The sequence below is a fragment of the Sphingobacterium sp. GVS05A genome (assembly GCF_019969845.1).
Taxonomy (GTDB): Bacteria; Bacteroidota; Bacteroidia; order Sphingobacteriales; family Sphingobacteriaceae; genus Sphingobacterium.
Genome location: NZ_JAHXYR010000003.1, coordinates 280,025 through 297,437, shown reverse-complemented (window position 1 = coordinate 297,437; position 17,413 = coordinate 280,025). Strand labels below are relative to the sequence as shown.

Sequence of the window (17,413 nt, the reverse complement as noted above, 5' to 3'; positions counted from 1 at the left end):
CAGCGTTTAAGCGTCAAATTCCTGAAGTGCTTTCTTTATACGTTCAATGACTTCACGTTGACCAAGTAACTCAACGATTTGGAATACATCAGGGCCAAATTTACCGCCTACTAGCATAATCCGGAATGGCATCATCAATTCCCCCATCTTCATTCCAGAGTTTTGAATTGCTTCTTTAAAGAATGACTCAAGCTCCGCCGCTTTCCATTCTGTAAATCCTTCAAATGATGTCATCATATCTTCAAAGAATACTGTCTTTTCAGCAGACCATTTTGGTTTTACCGCATTCAGATCGTATTCAACGGGCTGCACAAAAAAGAAAGAAGCTTGGGCCCAGAAATCCTCAACAAAGGTTAAACGCTCTTTGACGGCTGCCAAAACACGGTTTACATAACTTTCTTCAGCTGCTACCTGATGGTGAGTCAATACATCCTTGATCTGTGGCAATAAAGAATCGCTTGAGGAACGTTTAATCCATTCATGATTGAACCATTTTGCCTTCTCAAAATCAAATTTTGCTCCGGCTTTGCTGATGCGATCGACACTGAATTTCTGGATTAACTCCTCCAAAGAGAATAATTCCTGTTCTGTACCATCATTCCAACCCAATACACCAAGCATATTGACAAAAGCTTCCGGCAAGAATCCCATCTCGCGGAACCCTTTGGTTGTATCACCAGATTTGGCATCTGTCCAGTTCATGGCATACACAGGGAATCCTAAACGGTCTCCATCACGTTTGCTTAATTTTCCATTACCGTCAGGCTTAAGGATTAACGGGAGATGTGCCCATTGTGGCATGCTGTCCCCCCATCCTAGGTATTCCCACAATAGGATATGAATCGGCGCAGAAGGCAACCATTCTTCACCACGAAAAACATGCGAGATCTCCATCGCCTTATCATCCACGACCACGGCTAAGTGATATGTTGGCATTCCATCGGCTTTAAGCAAAACCTTATCATCGACAAGGTTGGTATCAAAAGCAACTTTTCCACGGATCATATCCGTGAAGGACACCGTTTCCTCGGTTGGAATCTTTATTCGGATTGTATGCGGTGTTCCCGCTTCTAGTAATTGTTGAGTTTCGCTCTCACTCAGGCTCAAAGAATTGCGCAATTGCAACCTATTTTCATGGCTATAACGAAAGTTTGGCTGTAGCTTGCGTTGCTCCTCTAGTTCCTCTGCTGTATCAAATGCATAATAGGCGTAACCATTCGCGATCAATTGTTCAGCATATTTGCGGTAAGACGGTTTTCGTTCACTTTGACGGTAAGGGCCATATTGACCACCTTGCAATGGACTTTCATCCGGAATCAGGCCACACCAAGCTAAACATTCGTTGATATACTCCTCGGCTCCTGGGACAAAACGAGTTTGATCCGTATCCTCGACACGTAAAATAAAATCTCCCTGATGCTGACGTGCATAGAGAAAATTAAACAAAGCTGTACGTACGCCTCCAAGGTGCAGGCCACCAGTAGGACTCGGTGCAAATCGCACTCTTACTCTTCTTTCTGAACTCATGCCGCAAAATTACCACAAAATTTTTGATTTGGATAACAGGATGACTTCTAAGGTGAAATAAAAGTGCAGAAAACAGACATTTATTCATTAATTTGCAATAGAAGTACACTAATAAGGAATCATGAAACCCTCTCAGATAAGCCAACAACGCTGGAAATTTATTTTGCTCATCTTTGCAGCAGTCATTGCCATCGCATCATTGGTTTATACCAATTACCTTGTCCGAAATCTTGCTCACGCCGAACGCTCAAAAGCCGAAGTATGGGCCATGAGCACCAAAAATATTATGACTATGCCCGATGTCGATGATGAATTCATTACATTCATCTACGCTGTCAGGGATAGCCTCAATTTGCCGGCAATTATCACAGACGATAAAAACGATATTATTTTCTGGCGCAATCTAGATTCCACCAAGACCAATATTAAGCCGATCCATGACGACAGTGTTACAAACGACCTGGATTATGACCCCGCTTATTTCCAGAAACAGCTTGCCTTTATGAAGAAGAGTCACCCCCCTATTACCTTGGAATTGGAAAATGGTCAAAAATGGCATGTTTACTACAAAGACTCCTGGTTTTTGCAACAATTGCGGGTATTCCCCTATGTTCAACTATCGCTGATCGCCCTCTTCCTTATTATTGCTTATACCGTTTTCAATTCTATTCGAAAATCCGAACAGAATCTAGTATGGGTGGGACTGACAAAAGAAGCCGCCCATCAGCTGGGCACCCCAATATCTTCGTTAATGGGCTGGCTGGAGCTTATTCGGATCAAATTTGACGCCGAAGAAGACGATACGCTCAATGAAATGGAAAACGATATTAAAAGATTAGAAATCGTGGCTGATCGTTTTTCGAAAATAGGGTCAACCCCCGTGTTGACCAATCACAACCTCTATAATGTCATCAAAAATTACATGGATTATTTCCGAATACGGACCAGCAACAAGATTATATTCGAATTACATGGAGACACACATGTGGAGGCCAAACTCAATATTCCACTCTTCGATTGGATCATTGAAAATTTATTGAAAAACGGGGTAAATGCTATTGGCACAGAGGGAAAGATAACTGTTAATATTTCAGAAAATATTGCGAAAGAAGAAATTTTTATAGACATTAGTGATACGGGCAAAGGAATTCCAAGGTTAAATTTTGAATCTGTCTTCCAGCCAGGTTTTACAACACGCAAAAGAGGTTGGGGACTTGGCCTGAGTTTAACCAAACGAATGGTACGGTATCATCAAGGACAAATCTTTGTTAAAGAATCTGAAATAGGTAAAGGAACAACATTTCGAATAATCTTAAAAAGCAACTTAAAATATGAAGCCACTCAAATCTGACGAATATCCGGCAGTCTACGCTCCCTATATTGAGACTGTAGTCGATAACGTATTAGATGCATTGGAAGAACAGACGCTCTCCTTTCCTGCATTTCTGGATGCTATTCCAGAAGAAAGAGGCAATTTCAAATATGCCGAAGATAAATGGACAATCAAAGAGGTCGTCGGACATGTCATCGACAATGAGCGTATCATGGCCTACCGTGCATTACGTTTTTCGCGCAACGATCTCAAAGAGCTCGCAGGATATGACCAGGACTACCTTATTCAATATTCCCGTTACAATGACCGCACATTGGAAAGCCTAAGTAAGGAATTTACTTACCTACGCAAAGCCAACCTAATGTTGTTCAACAGCTTTAACGACGCAGAATTAGAACGCAAGGGCATGGCCTCAGAGCGGCTCACGAGTGTCAAAGCACTATTATATGTGATTGCCGGGCATCTCAATCATCACCGTATTATCATTCAAGAACGTTATTTAAATTCAGACGATGTCAAAAATTTGGTTTCAGCCTTACAGCATTGAGGAAATAAATGTCTTTTTCAATAAATACCTCTCGGGGTTATTGGAAATCAGGGCAACCGAAATAGATGATAACTGTATTACAGCAACCATGCCGGTCACAGATAATGTGAAACAACCCCACGGTATTCTGCATGGTGGCGCCTCAGTAGTCCTGGCAGAATCTTTAGGGAGTATTGCGTCCAATTTGGTGGTTGACCCCGACAAATACCGGGGGGTAGGACTCGAAGTGAACGCAAATCACATCCGCCCAGTAAGTAGTGGAATCATCACAGCGAAATGTAGCCCGATACATATCGGTCGGTCAACCCACATCTGGGAGATAAAAATGTATGATCGCTTCGATAAATTGAATTGTATCTCAAGACTTACAGTAGCTATTGTACCAAAGTAAGCTAATGTTTGCTAACTCGATTTATCAATCCCATGTAATTCGAAATCAACAATATTTGCAACTAAAGAAGGATAATTTTTACAATTTATTCTTCTTTTTTTTGCCAAATAATTATCAAAATACCCCTTTATTTATTTCCAATATTCAAGAAAATTAAGTAGTCTTGTAAGATGGATATTTTAAAAATCAACAAAAATTTCATGCAATCGTTTGTCTAAAGCTATTTTTTTGACTGATTTCCAATCCTTGAACGATAACTTAACTAAATATAATTAAAAAAATGACCACTAATCCTAATTCGGGTAAAACAGCGATAGTTCCTATGCTTATTTGCTGTGCATTATTTTTTATTCTGGGGTATATCACCTGGGCCAATGGGGCCTTGATCCCATTTGTACGATTGGCATTCAATTTGGAGACAGATACGCAAGCGTTTTTAATCCTTTTTGCCTCGTATATCGCCTATTTTTTCCTGGCATTGCCGAGTTCATGGATTTTAGGTAAAATAGGTTTTAAAAATGGCCTTGTTGCTAGTTTGGTCTTAATTATTATTGGTGCACTTATCATTATTCCCGCCGCATCAAACCTAAGCTATCAGCTCTTCCTTGTTGCGATCTTTGTCCAAGCCTCAGGTATGGCGCTATTGCAGACCGCGATCAATCCATATCTCAGTATCATCGGACCAATAGAAAGTGCTGCTCAAAGGATCTCTATTGTAGGAATTTTCAATAAAACAGCCGGTATGATAGTACCAGTGGTTTTGGGAAGCATTTTATTAAAAGATTACGACAGTATTTCCAGCAAAATCAAAGAACTGAAAGCGGGTGCAGAGCATGATGCTTTACTAGCTGAATTATCGGAGAGACTCCACGGTCCTTATATTGGCGTAGCCATTGGTGTTGCGATTCTAGCTATTGTCGTATTCGCGGTAAAAATGCCAGAAGTAGATGTTAATAAGGAAGAAGAAACAACAGATGATGCTGCTGTAACAAGCACAAAAAAGACAAGTATATTCCAATTTCCACATCTATTTTTAGGGTTTCTCGCTATTTTCTTCTGTGTAGCAGTGGAAGTGATGGCAGGCGATATCATCGGAACTTATGGAAGATTACTATCTCTTCCGCCATTTTTTGTTAAATATGGTACGACTTTCACGCTTGTCTGCATGCTTGTTGGTTATTTTATTGGTATTATTTCTATTCCAAAATTTGTATCGCAACAGACAGCTTTGCGTATTTGTACAATTGTCGGAATTACCTTCACTGCAATTTCTGCATTTTCTACAGGTCTGACGTCCTATATCTTTGTTGCCCTATTAGGTATTGCAAATGCATTGATGTGGCCAGCTATTTTCCCACTAGGAATTAAAGGACTGGGACGATTTACAAAAACAGGATCTGGTATTATGATTATGGGTATTGCCGGAGGAGCAATCTGGCCTTTGATCTATGGTTATCTGAAAGACACTTTACATGTTGATTTTCAACATGCATTTCTCTTTGCAATGGTTCCAGCATACTTATATATCTTGTTTTTTGCCACAAAAGGGCACAAAATCGGAAAAGAAAATTAATATCAAAACAAAATATTGGTATAACGAAAGGGCATCTAAAAATAGATGCCCTTTTTTGTGAAATTCTTCCTATTTTTAAGTGATGAATCTTCGTCCGATTGCAACAGGATTCATTCCACATGCCATGATGTAGAGTGCCTCATCCGAAATAAATGAGCCTCAACCATTAATTCGCAAAATTCTATATTCATAAATAATCGAGCAAACAAGCTCACAATGTAATTATCGAACAAATGAAAAAGAAATTCTTTGCCATTGCTTTTGCAGCAGCCCTGATGTTTACTGCAAATGAATCCTTTGCTCAGTTAAAACTCCCTGCAGCAAGTAGTGCTCAAACAATCACACAGGGATTAGGGATTGAAAATGTAACGCTAAACTATAGTCGTCCAAGCATGAACGGCCGTAAGATTTTTGGTGAACTCGTACCATACAATGAAGTATGGCGTACAGGTGCCAATACCAACACAACCTTAACATTTGAAGGCGATGTTAGCCTAAATGGACACAAACTTACTGCGGGAACCTACGCATTATTTACCATTCCTAATAAGAATGAATGGACTGTTATTATTAGCAAGAATACCAAGCAATGGGGAGCCTACACCTACAATCAATCTGAAGATGCATTTCGCTTCAATGTGAAACCGCAGAATTTGAGTTCGCCGGTCGAAACATTTACGATCTCTTTCGACAATGTTACACCGACGGATGCCGTATTAACTCTTGCATGGGAGAAAACAGCAATAAAAGTTGATCTTAAAGTCAATCAACAGGCAAAAATTATCGCTTCCATTGATGAAGCTATGAAAGGTGAAAAAAAACCTTATTTCGCCGCTGCCCAATATTATTTCAACAACAATCTGGATCAAAATAAAGCATTAACTTGGTTTGACGAAGCGGCCAAAGCACAGCCTAAGGCTGCCCACGTATTATACTGGAAAGCAAAAGCACAATTAAAGGCCGGCGATAAAAAAGGCGCGTTAGAAACCGCGACGAAAGGAGTTGAAGTCGCTACTGAAGGTAAGAATAACGAATACATCAAATTGAATACACAAATAATCAATGCTGCAAAAAAATAACGCATTGGAAACTGTATAACGAAAATGGGGGTATCCGACTTTTTGGATACCCCCATTTTTTGTTAATTTCTTTCTTATGTCTTCCCCGCTCTTTTCGAATATTCAATGCGCAGGCACTTCTTTTACTTTTGACCAACTTCATTTTTATAACTCATCTTTTAGCAGTTGTTCCAGTTCTTCGGGAGAAACATTCATGTTCACATTACCGTCCTTTGCAAAAGAGATTTCCCCAGTTTCCTCGGAGACAATGACCGCTATGGCATCGGAGATTTCCGTCACCCCAATTGCCGCACGGTGCCGCAACCCGAATTGTAGCGGTAAATCCTCACTATCTGACAATGGCAGTACACAGGAAGCCGTCATAATCTTGAAATCGACAATCACGACTGCCCCATCATGTAGGGGGCTATTTTTATGAAATATACTCTCAATTAGACGTTTTGAAATATGTGCATCGATATACTCACCACTGCTCTGGTAATATTCCTCATCAAAATATTTTGAGAAAACCAATAGTGCTCCGGTTCGTGTACGCGACATACTTCTGCAGGCTTCCACAACCGGCCTTAAATCCTCCGTCAGGTCCTTCTGTATCGCTTTCTTGTTTCCTAAAAAGGACCAGAAAACCTTTTTTCGCTTCATCGATATATTCTTCCCCACATGAAGCAAAAAACGTCTGATTTCCTGTTGGAATACCACAATAAGCGCAATGGATCCTACAGATATAAATCCACCAAATATTTCGGTCAATAGACGCATGTGCATCTGTTTGACAACAATATAGACCCCATAAAACAAGGCAACCCCGATCAAGATATTCACGGCTATGGTACCCCGAATCAGACTATAGATATAGTAAATAATAATCGCCACCAATATAATATCGATAACGTCCAATAGGCGAAAGCCACTAAACAAACTATAATCGATTCCATCCATATATGCAAGTTAAAAAAAAATAGATATTATTCGTATTTTTACCGTATAACATACAGGAAAATGACTAGACTTTCAGTAAATATCAATAAAATTGCAACACTCAGAAACTCCAGAGGGGGTAATAACCCCAATCTTGTAGCTGCTGCATTAGCCTGTGAACGTTTTGGGGCACAAGGCATCACTGTCCACCCAAGACCGGACGAAAGACATATCCGCTATCAGGATGTATTTGACTTAAAAGCCGAAATTCAGACCGAACTCAATATTGAGGGCAATTGCCAGGAACAGAAATTTATTGACCTTGTACTGGCCAACAAACCTGCTCAGGTAACCTTGGTTCCTGATACCGAAGGCCAGCTGACTTCCAATCACGGCTGGGACACTATCAAAAACAAAGCCTATCTAAAGGATATGTGCCAATTGTTCAAAGATGCTGGCATCCGTGTATCAATCTTTGTAGATCCCGTGGAGGAGATGGTCGAAGCGGCAGCAGAAACAGGGACAGATCGAATAGAGTTATATACAGAAGGTTTTGCCAGCGAATATGGCTTTGATAAAGAAGCCGCCATCAGACCTTACTTCAAAGCCGCATTAAAAGCACGCGAGGTTGGCTTAGGTTTAAATGCAGGCCATGACCTAGATTTAAACAATCTCCAGTATTTCAATCAACATATACCTGAATTACTGGAAGTAAGCATTGGACATGCCTTGATTTCTGATGCCCTATACCTTGGACTTGAGGAAACAATCAAACGTTATCTGATCTGTCTAAAATAAACGATACGATGAAGGCTGGATGCCTTAAACAATAACTATTGCAAATAAAAAAGGCTTTCCTGTGGGAAAGCCTTTTTTTGACTCACGTCCGCTATAAGAAGAAAATGATTTCTTCGTTATAGCGACTATTAATGAATTCCTTTAAATATACGGTTCCAACGGATTTTAGTCAGTCCCGAACCGATTTCATCCCAGCTCATCCAGGTGAATAATGCTTTACCTACAATATGGTCTTCAGGCACAAATCCCCATCCTCTTGAATCCAGGGAATTGTGACGGTTATCGCCCATCATCCAGAAATAGTCCATTTTAAAGGTATAGTTATCCGCTTTAACATCGTTGATGTAGATACCATCGGTACGTTTTTCCAATTTGTTATTTTCATAAACGCGAATGGCGCGCTCATAGATTGGTAAAGTCTGAGCATTCAAAGCAACAGTCCAGCCTTTTTTCGGAATCAAGATAGGTCCAAAGTTATCAAAATCCCACTTATACTGAGGATCGTACGGATAAGCACCTTCACCAGCTGGACTTCTTCTGATTTCCTTTACATTTGACCATGATTTCACAAGCGCGACCTCATCATCTGTCATATACAGCTCATATACACCTGGTTGCTGATCAGATCCACCACCTTCGATACGTAATTCACGTAGACGTTCCATATCCAAGGGCGTGCCATCTGTCAACACATAATAATTCAACTGGCTTTCAGGCGGATCAAATCCCGGTTGATCATTGATAAAAAGCTTGGCATCCTTCATTGCAATCTTATCCCCCGGCAATCCGACGCACCGCTTGATATAATTTTCACGTTTGTCTATTGGTCGGGCCTGAATGGTAAACTGCGAATTAACGGTCTGCCAGCCGTAGGCTCTGACCAAGTCATAGTAACTTGCATTCTGGTTTTCCAAGGCTACTGTATCACCTGCGGGGAAATTAAAGACAACGACATCATTTCGCTCTATCTTTTGAAAGCCCGGCAATCGTTTGTAAGGCAACTCAATCAACTCAGAGTAAGCCTTTCCTCCTGTTATTGGCATCGTATGATGCGCAAAAGGAAAAGCAATTGGCGTATTAGGCACACGAGGGCCATAATTCAATTTACTCACAAATAAGAAATCCCCGATCAATAAGGTACGTTCCATTGATCCTGTCGGGATCATATACGCCTCGATTAAAAATCCGCGGATAAGTGATGCCGCAACAGTTGCAAATACGATTGCATCAGCCCATTCACGCACCATAGATTTCTTATAAGGATATTTGATTTTATATTCCTTATAGGAGGCTTGTTCAATTTCCGCAAGCTTCTCTTCGGTCAATTCCACCCCTTCCTGTGCAGCGGTCTTCAGGTTTTTAGCATACAAACCATTCAAGAAACGCACGTTAGTATCTTTTGCCCACATAGGCAACACGATAAATGGTACCAAAACAGCAGCAGCATTCTCCCAAAAGCGACGCTTGCCAAAACAATGGATAAAGTCGAGGTAAAGGTTATAGAAGACAAAAATATTGACTATTGGAATCAACAATAAGATCACCCACCAGGTTGGTCTTCCTGTTAATTTAGCCTGTATATATTGACTATAAAAAGGTACGATTGCTTCCCAGCCTTTTCTGCCAGCTTTAACAAACAATTGCCACAATCCATATCCCGCTATTGCCGTTAAAACCGCAAAGATAATTAACCACATAATCTATTAATTAGTACTATTTATTAAAATCAAAAATTTCAGTTACTTGATAGAATCCTTTCTTACCATTCAACCATTCGGCGGCTACGACAGCGCCCAACGCAAAGCCATCACGACTATGCGCAGTATGTTTAAATTCTATTTGATCCACTTCAGAACTGTACAGCACGGTATGTGTACCCGGAACTTCCTCAATCCGATGGCTCTCGATGAGAAGTTCTTGTGGTTTAGGAATAATTTCATCTTGCTCGCCCACAACAGTATTGACCCAGTTTGTTTTCACATCACTGTAATCCAAGATACCCTCTGCAATGGTAATCGCAGTACCACTAGGAGCATCTAACTTGTGGATATGGTGGATTTCTTCCACCTGCACATCATATTGTTTATAAGGTTGTAAGGCTGCAGCCAACATACGGTTGATATGAAAAAATACATTCACTCCGATCGAATAATTTGAACCATATAAAATTGTTCCATCTGAGTCCAGACATTTTTCTCTGACACTTTCCAATTGATCATACCAACCTGTTGTCCCCACTACAATTGGTACACCTGCTTCCAAACAGAGGTTCATATTATCCAAAGCAGCAGATGGCACACTAAAATCAATAGCTACATCAGCTCCCTTGATATCATCAACTGTCAGGCCGGGACGATTATTTTCATCCACAATTAAAAAAATCTGATGGCCCCTTTTCAGTGCATACCTTTCGATAATCTGCCCCATTTTGCCATATCCCAAGAGAATGATGTTCATATATCTAGAAAATAAAGTATAGTTTATTTTTAAAATTAAAAAATTCCATTGAAAAACAGACACAAAACCGTGATTAACAACGATTTTTTATTGAAAGTGTCCGTATTCAAAGACCAATAAGAACCCTATTTCGTCGGCCATTGCACTTGCTGCAGGCTTCAGCGCGAGGTTTTTAATTGAATTTTATGGACAACTTTAATCCGACTGTAGGTTTAAAAGTAAACGATCCAGATGCGAGACTTGCATCCATTAATGTAGGTCCGATAGAAAAAGCTGTCTTTTTGGGCTTGTCATCACCAATACTCCAGCGATATTTTAGCATAGAATCAATATACGCTTCGGCAACGTTCAATCCATAGACCCCGAGCGTTAGCAATACCATCAAATCCCTGTTTCGTCTTGCATTGTCCTTTGCCCGTATAATTGACTGATCTGGGATTCTTTCATAAAAAGGATCTACTGGTCGACCTTCAGCCCTATCTTGTAATACACCCAAAAGTTCTTTGTAATATTTATTATTGAAATCAAAAACGAGCACGGTAGTTGCCAATCCACCATAGATCACAGGCACTTTAATCCACCATACGCCACCGTTGGTATACTGACCCCAGCCAGGGAGCACCAAAGAACGTTTCCAGGCCTGTTTATTCTTTGCTTCAATAGCTAAGCGGGTTGAGTCTTTAAAAACGACCTTCTCCTTCGCTTTGGCCTCCTCCTTTTCGCGCTTTTTACGCTCTTTTCGGGATTCCTTTTTAACAGTATCCTGTGCTGATTTTGGTTTCAAACTTTCTGCTTTAACAGTTTGAACCTGTTTTTTTGGAATTGTATCGACAGTCTGCGCTTGTACGATCAGTACAGCAAATACGGCAAAAAGCAGACTTATTAATTTGGTCATATTACCAATCTAAAAGTTCAAGAATACGGCTCAAATCATCCTCCGATTCAAAAGGAATCTCAATCGCCCCCTTACCTTTGGTACTCTTCAAATTCAATTTGACTCTCGACGAAAATTTCGACGCCAGATCATCTTCAATTTTTTGCAGCTGAAATGACATCGCAGTTTTCTCTTTGCCAACTTTTTTCTTCCCGCCTTTTTGAAGTTCGCGAACAAGTTCTTCGGCTTTTCTAACAGACAAACCTTGATCGATGATCAATTTAAAGATATATAACTGTTTATCTACTTCTGGAATATTAATCAGTGCACGAGCGTGTCCCATGGTCAAGGCGCCATCTCGTATCGCCGCCTGAATGACAGGTGGAAGTTTCAATAGGCGGAGGTAGTTTGTCACTGTAGAACGGTTTTTACTGACACGTTCACCAAGTTCCTCTTGCTTTAGATTACATTCTTCGATCATACGCTGAAAGCTCAAAGCAACCTCAATGGCGTTTAAGTTTTCGCGCTGGATATTCTCGATCAATGCCATTTCCAGCATTTGCTGATCATTAGCGGTACGGATATAAGCTGGAATTTCCGTGATTCCCGCCAATCGTGAAGCACGAAGACGTCGCTCCCCTGAGATCAACTGATAGTTGCCATCCGAAATCTTACGTACTGTAATCGGTTGGATTAAACCCTGCAAAATAATAGATTCGGATAATTCTTGTAGGGCAACCGGATCAAATTCGGTACGAGGTTGAAATGGATTCACCGATATTTCTTCTACACGGACATGGCTGATGCTGCCATTTTCTTTGTTTGTATGTACTGTAGAAGAAGTCACAAGCGGTGACTCCTCAACTTGCTGATTACTTTTAGCAGGAGCTTCTACACTATCGTTTAATAGCGCACCTAAACCTCTTCCCAGTCCTGTTTTACGCTGATGTGCTGCCATATTATGCGGTTACTGTTGTATTCATTTCATTAAGATGCCCGTTTTTCTGCAATATCTCACGCGCCAAATTCAAATAGTTGATCGCTCCTTTACAAGAAGCGTCGTGCATGATAACAGAAATACCGAAGCTAGGAGCTTCACTTAAACGAGTATTACGTTGAATGATGGTGTCAAAAACTAAATCCGTAAAATGCGTTTTCACCTCTTCTACAACCTGATTAGAGAGTCTTAAACGAACATCATACATCGTCAATAAAATACCTTCAATCTCCAAGCTAGTATTTAAACGGTTTTGAACGATTTTAATTGTGTTCAGTAATTTACCAAGACCTTCCAATGCAAAATATTCACATTGAACAGGTATGATGACCGAATCAGATGCTGACAAGGCATTAATCGTGATCAAACCCAAGGAAGGAGAGCAGTCAATGATAATAAAATCATAATCATTTTTCACCTGATCCAAGATTTTTTTCATCTTATACTCCCGTTCGTGCATATTGATCATTTCAATCTCAGCACCCACCAAGTCGATATGAGCAGGTAAAAGATCAAGATTTGGCGTTTCAGTTGACTGAATAGCGTCTCTTGGACTCAAATCATTGACCAAACATTCGTATATACTTTCATTGATCGTACGAGGGTCAAAACCAATCCCAGAAGTAGAGTTTGCTTGTGGATCTGCATCCACCAACAATGTTTTATATTCTAAAACCGCCAAACTAGCCGCCAAGTTAATTGACGTTGTGGTTTTTCCGACCCCACCCTTTTGGTTTGCGATTGCGATTATTTTTCCCATCTTGAATGAAAACCTTTCTTAATTAAAATGTCATTTTACACTACATTTCACTTTTCCGAAGATCAATTTGTCCAAATATTTACGCTAAATTTAAATTAGCCTAACAAATTCAGCATATTTCGTACTTTTGATTGATCAAAGGCACATATCCTCAGGATGCTAAGATACAAAAAATCAAGATATGTATCCACTTTGAAATAGTGCTTTTTATAAGTATCAACAACACAATGATTTTAATAATATCCGGAACAAACCGTCCAAATAGTAAGACGTTAAAAATAGCAAAATGCTACCAACAGCTTCTTAATCGTAAATCTATTGAGAGTGAGATCTTTTCGCTATCAGATCTCACTCCAAATATTTTAGAAACAGATCTTTACGGAAAAAGAAGTACCGCTTTTGAACCGATTCAGCAGAAGGTTAGTCAGGCCGATATGTTTATTTTCATAGCACCCGAATACAATGGAAGCATCCCTGGCGCGCTTAAGCTTTTTATTGACTGCTGCACTTTTCCGATTAGTTTTTACCACAAAAAAGTTGCATTGGTTGGTTTATCTTCTGGAAGATATGGCAACCTACGCGGGATAGATCATCTCACGGGAATATGCCACTACCTCAGAATGCATGTTCTCCCCCTCAAGATATTTCTTCCCAATGTACAGCAGGAACTGAACGAAAACGGTGAATTATTTAAAGAAGATACACTACAGTTTATCAACGAACAGGTTGAGGAGATCATTCGATTTTAAGCCCTTATGACGAAGATCAAACACAATTCAGTAGATCATCCCTTCCATTTTGCAAGAGATTATCATACGTTTTTGATAAGCAAGAAGCTAGCTTATCGGCAATTTTAAGAATACAAACAACAATTAGATAACCAGTGGGAAGACTATTCCAAAAATAAAAGCACCATTGAGAACTAACTATTTGAAAAGAGACTATCGGGGATACCAAATAACATAACAACGGGGCTGCCTAATTGAGTAGCCCCGTTGTTATGTTAATGTAGAAAATCAAGAAAGGAGATAATAGTTTATCAAACAAAGGCCTAAAAACTATTGTCTAAAATCTCTTGTCCAGATACTAATATCTAAAAAAACTAATAGCCAAATATTTCTTTTAAATCCAGTTTTTTCACCTCGCCCAATTTAGCAAGATCTTCTGGTTTGAGGCTATCTTCCTTCGCTACGATACAGTATACATAAGGCTTCTGGCTCATCTCTTTCTTATGGAACATATTCAAATCAGCATAAGTCAGCTTGGGAGCTTGCTCATAAACAACTTTACGAATATCTGTTGTGTTCCCCATACGTTGTGCACTTAAATAGCTACCTAGAATAGAAGCATTCTGTACACGCTCACTCGCAATAGACTTCTGCAAACTAACTTTCGCAATATCCAAACCCTTTGTACTTTCAGGAAGTACATCCAATAATTCATTCATACCCTTGATTGCCTCATTGAATTTATCGGCCTGTGTACCGACATAAGCACCCACTGTATAATGATTTTCTTTTTTATAAGGCTGGCCATAGAATGCGTAAGTAGAATAAGCCAACGCTTTCGATTCACGAATAGTTTGGAATACAATACTTCCCATACCACCACCAAAATAATTATTGAACAACGATACTGTTGGTGTAAGTGGACTAGAATAAGCGTCAGATGTTCTATACCAGAATACTTCTGCTTGTTTCATATCAAAATTAGCAAACAATACCTGATTTTTATTGGTTGGCTGCTCCGCAAACACCAAGCTTTTTCCCCCTTGTACATAGTCACCCGAACCTTGTTTTAATGGTTTTGCCTTCGCTACAAATTCACTCGCGCTCAATGGTCCAAAATAAAGCAATGTATGTTTCATATTCGCCAGATCATGTAATGCTTTTACGAGATCTTCCGCTTTTAAGGCATCCAGTTCCGCATCTGTAAAAACATTATTGAATGGGTTCTTAGCACCATATTTTGCATAAGATTTCAATCCCTCCATAATCGCTCCCTTGTTTTCCTTTGCATTCGCTCTGGACTTCTTAAGGCGTGCAATATACATTTTGAATGCTTCTTGGTCAGTCACGCAATTGCGCAATAGATCCTGAATTAAAGATTGCGTGGAGATAAAATTCGAATTCAAACCCGAAATTGAGACCAGTGTTTCTTCATTTCCCGCAGAGACCGAGAAATCAGATGCCAATTGATAAAAGTCTTTGCTGAATTGCTCACTGGATTTATCTTTAGTTCCCAAAAACTCCAGATAACCTGCCGCCAACGACAACAATTTATTACTCCATTTCCCTACATCAAAACGATAAGACAGGGAAAATAATTCATTGTCACTATTCTTCACAGCAAGCACCGGCAAACCATTTGCGGTAGCTTTCTGAACATCTTTATTGTAGTCTACCCACACCGGCTGGATCTTATCCTCTGGCATTGCCTCCACTTTTTTCAAGAAATCAGATTGATCGTCACGGTTTACAGTGACAGGTGTAATTTCCGGTTTCACTACCTTGACAACATTATTGTCTACCCCTTTACGTTTATAAACGACAACGTAGTTATTATCGTTCAAATATTTATTGGCAAAATTGACAATATCTTGTTTTGTAATCTTATTCAACCCATCCGAATAACTAACCACCGACGACCAGTCCTGACCCGATGTAAAAGCATCCATCAATGCTTCTGCACGATCGCCATAACTTTCATTCTGTTTGATCTCATCTTTTTTCGCGTTATTGACAATTGCTCCAATCAAATCATCAGAGAATTCACCTTTCCGCAGTTTATCCAGTTCTTTTAGCAGCAACTGTTGTACTTCCTCTAGGCTCTGACCCTGCCCTGGATTTCCCTGTAGAATCAATAGTGAATAATCCTTCAACACATACGGGAAGGCTCCCGCACCCAATAGCTTCTGGTTCTTCACCAAATCCAGATCAATCAGACCTGCAGAACCGTTCGTCAAAATCTGACTCATCAGATTTAATAGCTGCGCATCCTTGGTGGCTGCACCCGGAAAACGGAACCCCATAAACATAAATTCCGCATCCGGCCCTTTTACCTCCCGAACAATTGGGCTTAAAATAGGCTTCTCAGGATCAAAAGTATATGGCGGCACCTCTTTTGGCTGCATAAAGGCAAAACTCTTATCCACCTTCTTCACAACTTCTGTAGGATCAAAATCACCGGACATGATCACACCCATATTGTTAGGCACATAATAGGTATTAAAATATTCTCGGATCGCTTTTAACGATGGATTTTTTAGATGTTCTACTGTACCGATAGTGGTCTGCTTACCATAGTTGTTATTTGGAAAAGCTGCTTCAAACATTGCTTCAATAGCCCTACGGCTATCTTTATCCAATCCGATATTTTTTTCTTCATACACCGCTTCCAGCTCCGTATGGAACAGACGGAGTACCGGATTTCTAAAACGCTCGGCTTGTACAGCAAGATACTTATCCATTACATTGCTCGGAATCTGCTCCTGGTAAACTGTTTGTTCAAACGAAGTAAATGCATTTGTACCTTCAGCACCCATGGATGCCATCAGTTTATCGTATTCATTAGCAATCGCGTATTTGGCCGCTTCACCAGACACGCGGTCGATTTCCTTGTATATCGCTTTCCGTTGCACCTCGTCAGTCGTACCGTTGTACTTTTCATAAAGTGCATCAATCTGATCCAGCAAAGGCTTTTCCTTGGCCCAATCTTTGGATCCAAATTTATCCGTACCCTTAAAGAGCATATGTTCCAGATAGTGAGCCAAACCTGTATGATCTTTTGGATCGGTTTTACTTCCGGCTTTTGTTGCAATGTAAGTTTGGATACGCGGTTCTTTTTTGGTTGGACTTAGGATAACGGTTAGACCATTTTTGAGTTTGTAAAACCTCGAATGGGTAGGGTCATTGGTCACATACTTGTAGGTATACCCACCCTCAGAAGATTCTTTCCAGTCAAATTTGGCGTTCTGAGCAAACAAAGTACCTCCTGCTGTTGTTAGAGCAATCGTAACAGCAGTAATTTTAAATAGATTTTTAATCATATTTCCTTTTTCTTTTCAGCTCAAACTTAGATAAATTGCTGTGGATATGCAATATAATTACTTAGATATAAAAACAATTTATTGCAAGTCACTACTGCTGCACTTTCTTCT

General features: G+C 40.0%; 15 protein-coding genes. 7 read left to right on the top strand and 8 right to left on the bottom strand.

What is annotated here, in order from left to right; translation table 11 throughout:
• Positions 1–6: 6 nt before the first annotated feature.
• Positions 7–1,527, bottom strand: coding sequence for a glutamate--tRNA ligase (gltX, locus tag LC454_RS08955; RefSeq protein WP_223581619.1), 1,521 nt, complete (start codon positions 1,525–1,527; stop codon positions 7–9).
• Between the two features lie 121 nt (positions 1,528–1,648).
• On the opposite strand from gltX, the gene LC454_RS08950 reads away from it, so the two are divergent.
• The 5 genes from LC454_RS08950 (at position 1,649) to LC454_RS08930 (ending at position 6,450) form a co-directional block, all read left to right on the top strand.
• On the top strand, positions 1,649–2,878 hold the full coding sequence (locus tag LC454_RS08950) for a sensor histidine kinase (protein WP_223581618.1): 1,230 nt from the start codon (positions 1,649–1,651) through the stop codon (positions 2,876–2,878).
• Entirely contained in the window at positions 2,859–3,407 is a 549-nt protein-coding gene (locus LC454_RS08945; RefSeq protein WP_120260317.1) for a DinB family protein, read from the top strand. Before LC454_RS08950 ends, LC454_RS08945 begins: the two co-directional genes overlap by 20 nt.
• Positions 3,373–3,798: a hotdog fold thioesterase gene (locus LC454_RS08940; protein WP_223581616.1), complete on the top strand. Its 426-nt coding sequence runs from the start codon at positions 3,373–3,375 to the stop codon at positions 3,796–3,798. The genes LC454_RS08945 and LC454_RS08940 overlap by 35 nt, the downstream gene beginning before the upstream one ends.
• Before the next feature lie 280 nt (positions 3,799–4,078).
• Positions 4,079–5,371 (top strand): glucose/galactose MFS transporter, encoded by a 1,293-nt coding sequence (gene gluP, locus LC454_RS08935; RefSeq protein ID WP_223581614.1) that lies wholly within the window; start codon positions 4,079–4,081, stop codon positions 5,369–5,371.
• Positions 5,372–5,604: 233 nt separating this feature from the next.
• Positions 5,605–6,450 (top strand): DUF2911 domain-containing protein, encoded by an 846-nt coding sequence (locus LC454_RS08930; protein ID WP_223581613.1) that lies wholly within the window; start codon positions 5,605–5,607, stop codon positions 6,448–6,450.
• A 144-nt stretch (positions 6,451–6,594) separates the two neighbouring features.
• Here the strand turns inward: LC454_RS08930 and cdaA are convergent, their stop codons facing one another.
• Complete coding sequence (gene cdaA, locus LC454_RS08925) at positions 6,595–7,389, bottom strand: diadenylate cyclase CdaA (protein WP_181390572.1); 795 nt, start codon at positions 7,387–7,389, stop codon at positions 6,595–6,597.
• Positions 7,390–7,449: 60 nt separating this feature from the next.
• Here cdaA and LC454_RS08920 point away from each other — a divergent pair, with 60 nt between their 5' ends.
• The gene (locus LC454_RS08920; protein ID WP_223581612.1) at positions 7,450–8,166 is read left to right on the top strand and encodes a pyridoxine 5'-phosphate synthase; all 717 of its coding nucleotides are present in this window, start codon (positions 7,450–7,452) and stop codon (positions 8,164–8,166) included.
• Positions 8,167–8,294: 128 nt separating this feature from the next.
• On the opposite strand, the gene lepB is transcribed toward LC454_RS08920, so the two are convergent.
• From lepB to LC454_RS08895, 5 genes are all read right to left on the bottom strand, one after another.
• A complete protein-coding gene (lepB, locus tag LC454_RS08915; RefSeq protein ID WP_223581611.1) occupies positions 8,295–9,863 on the bottom strand; it encodes a signal peptidase I in 1,569 nt (522 codons plus the stop codon).
• A 16-nt stretch (positions 9,864–9,879) separates the two neighbouring features.
• A complete protein-coding gene (gene dapB / locus LC454_RS08910; RefSeq protein ID WP_223581610.1) occupies positions 9,880–10,623 on the bottom strand; it encodes a 4-hydroxy-tetrahydrodipicolinate reductase in 744 nt (247 codons plus the stop codon).
• Between the two features lie 172 nt (positions 10,624–10,795).
• Positions 10,796–11,518 carry a DUF5683 domain-containing protein gene (locus tag LC454_RS08905; protein ID WP_223581609.1) on the bottom strand — a complete coding sequence of 241 codons (723 nt, stop codon included), beginning with the start codon at positions 11,516–11,518 and terminating at the stop codon, positions 10,796–10,798.
• A 1-nt stretch (position 11,519) separates the two neighbouring features.
• Complete coding sequence (locus LC454_RS08900; RefSeq protein WP_223581608.1) at positions 11,520–12,455, bottom strand: ParB/RepB/Spo0J family partition protein; 936 nt, start codon at positions 12,453–12,455, stop codon at positions 11,520–11,522.
• 1 nt (position 12,456) lies between these two features.
• On the bottom strand, positions 12,457–13,254 hold the full coding sequence (locus LC454_RS08895; protein WP_223581606.1) for a ParA family protein: 798 nt from the start codon (positions 13,252–13,254) through the stop codon (positions 12,457–12,459).
• A 227-nt stretch (positions 13,255–13,481) separates the two neighbouring features.
• Here LC454_RS08895 and LC454_RS08890 point away from each other — a divergent pair, with 227 nt between their 5' ends.
• Positions 13,482–14,003 (top strand): NADPH-dependent FMN reductase, encoded by a 522-nt coding sequence (locus LC454_RS08890; RefSeq protein WP_223581605.1) that lies wholly within the window; start codon positions 13,482–13,484, stop codon positions 14,001–14,003.
• Between the two features lie 353 nt (positions 14,004–14,356).
• On the opposite strand, the gene LC454_RS08885 is transcribed toward LC454_RS08890, so the two are convergent.
• On the bottom strand, positions 14,357–17,302 hold the full coding sequence (locus tag LC454_RS08885) for a M16 family metallopeptidase (RefSeq protein WP_223581603.1): 2,946 nt from the start codon (positions 17,300–17,302) through the stop codon (positions 14,357–14,359).
• Positions 17,303–17,413: the final 111 nt, after the last annotated feature.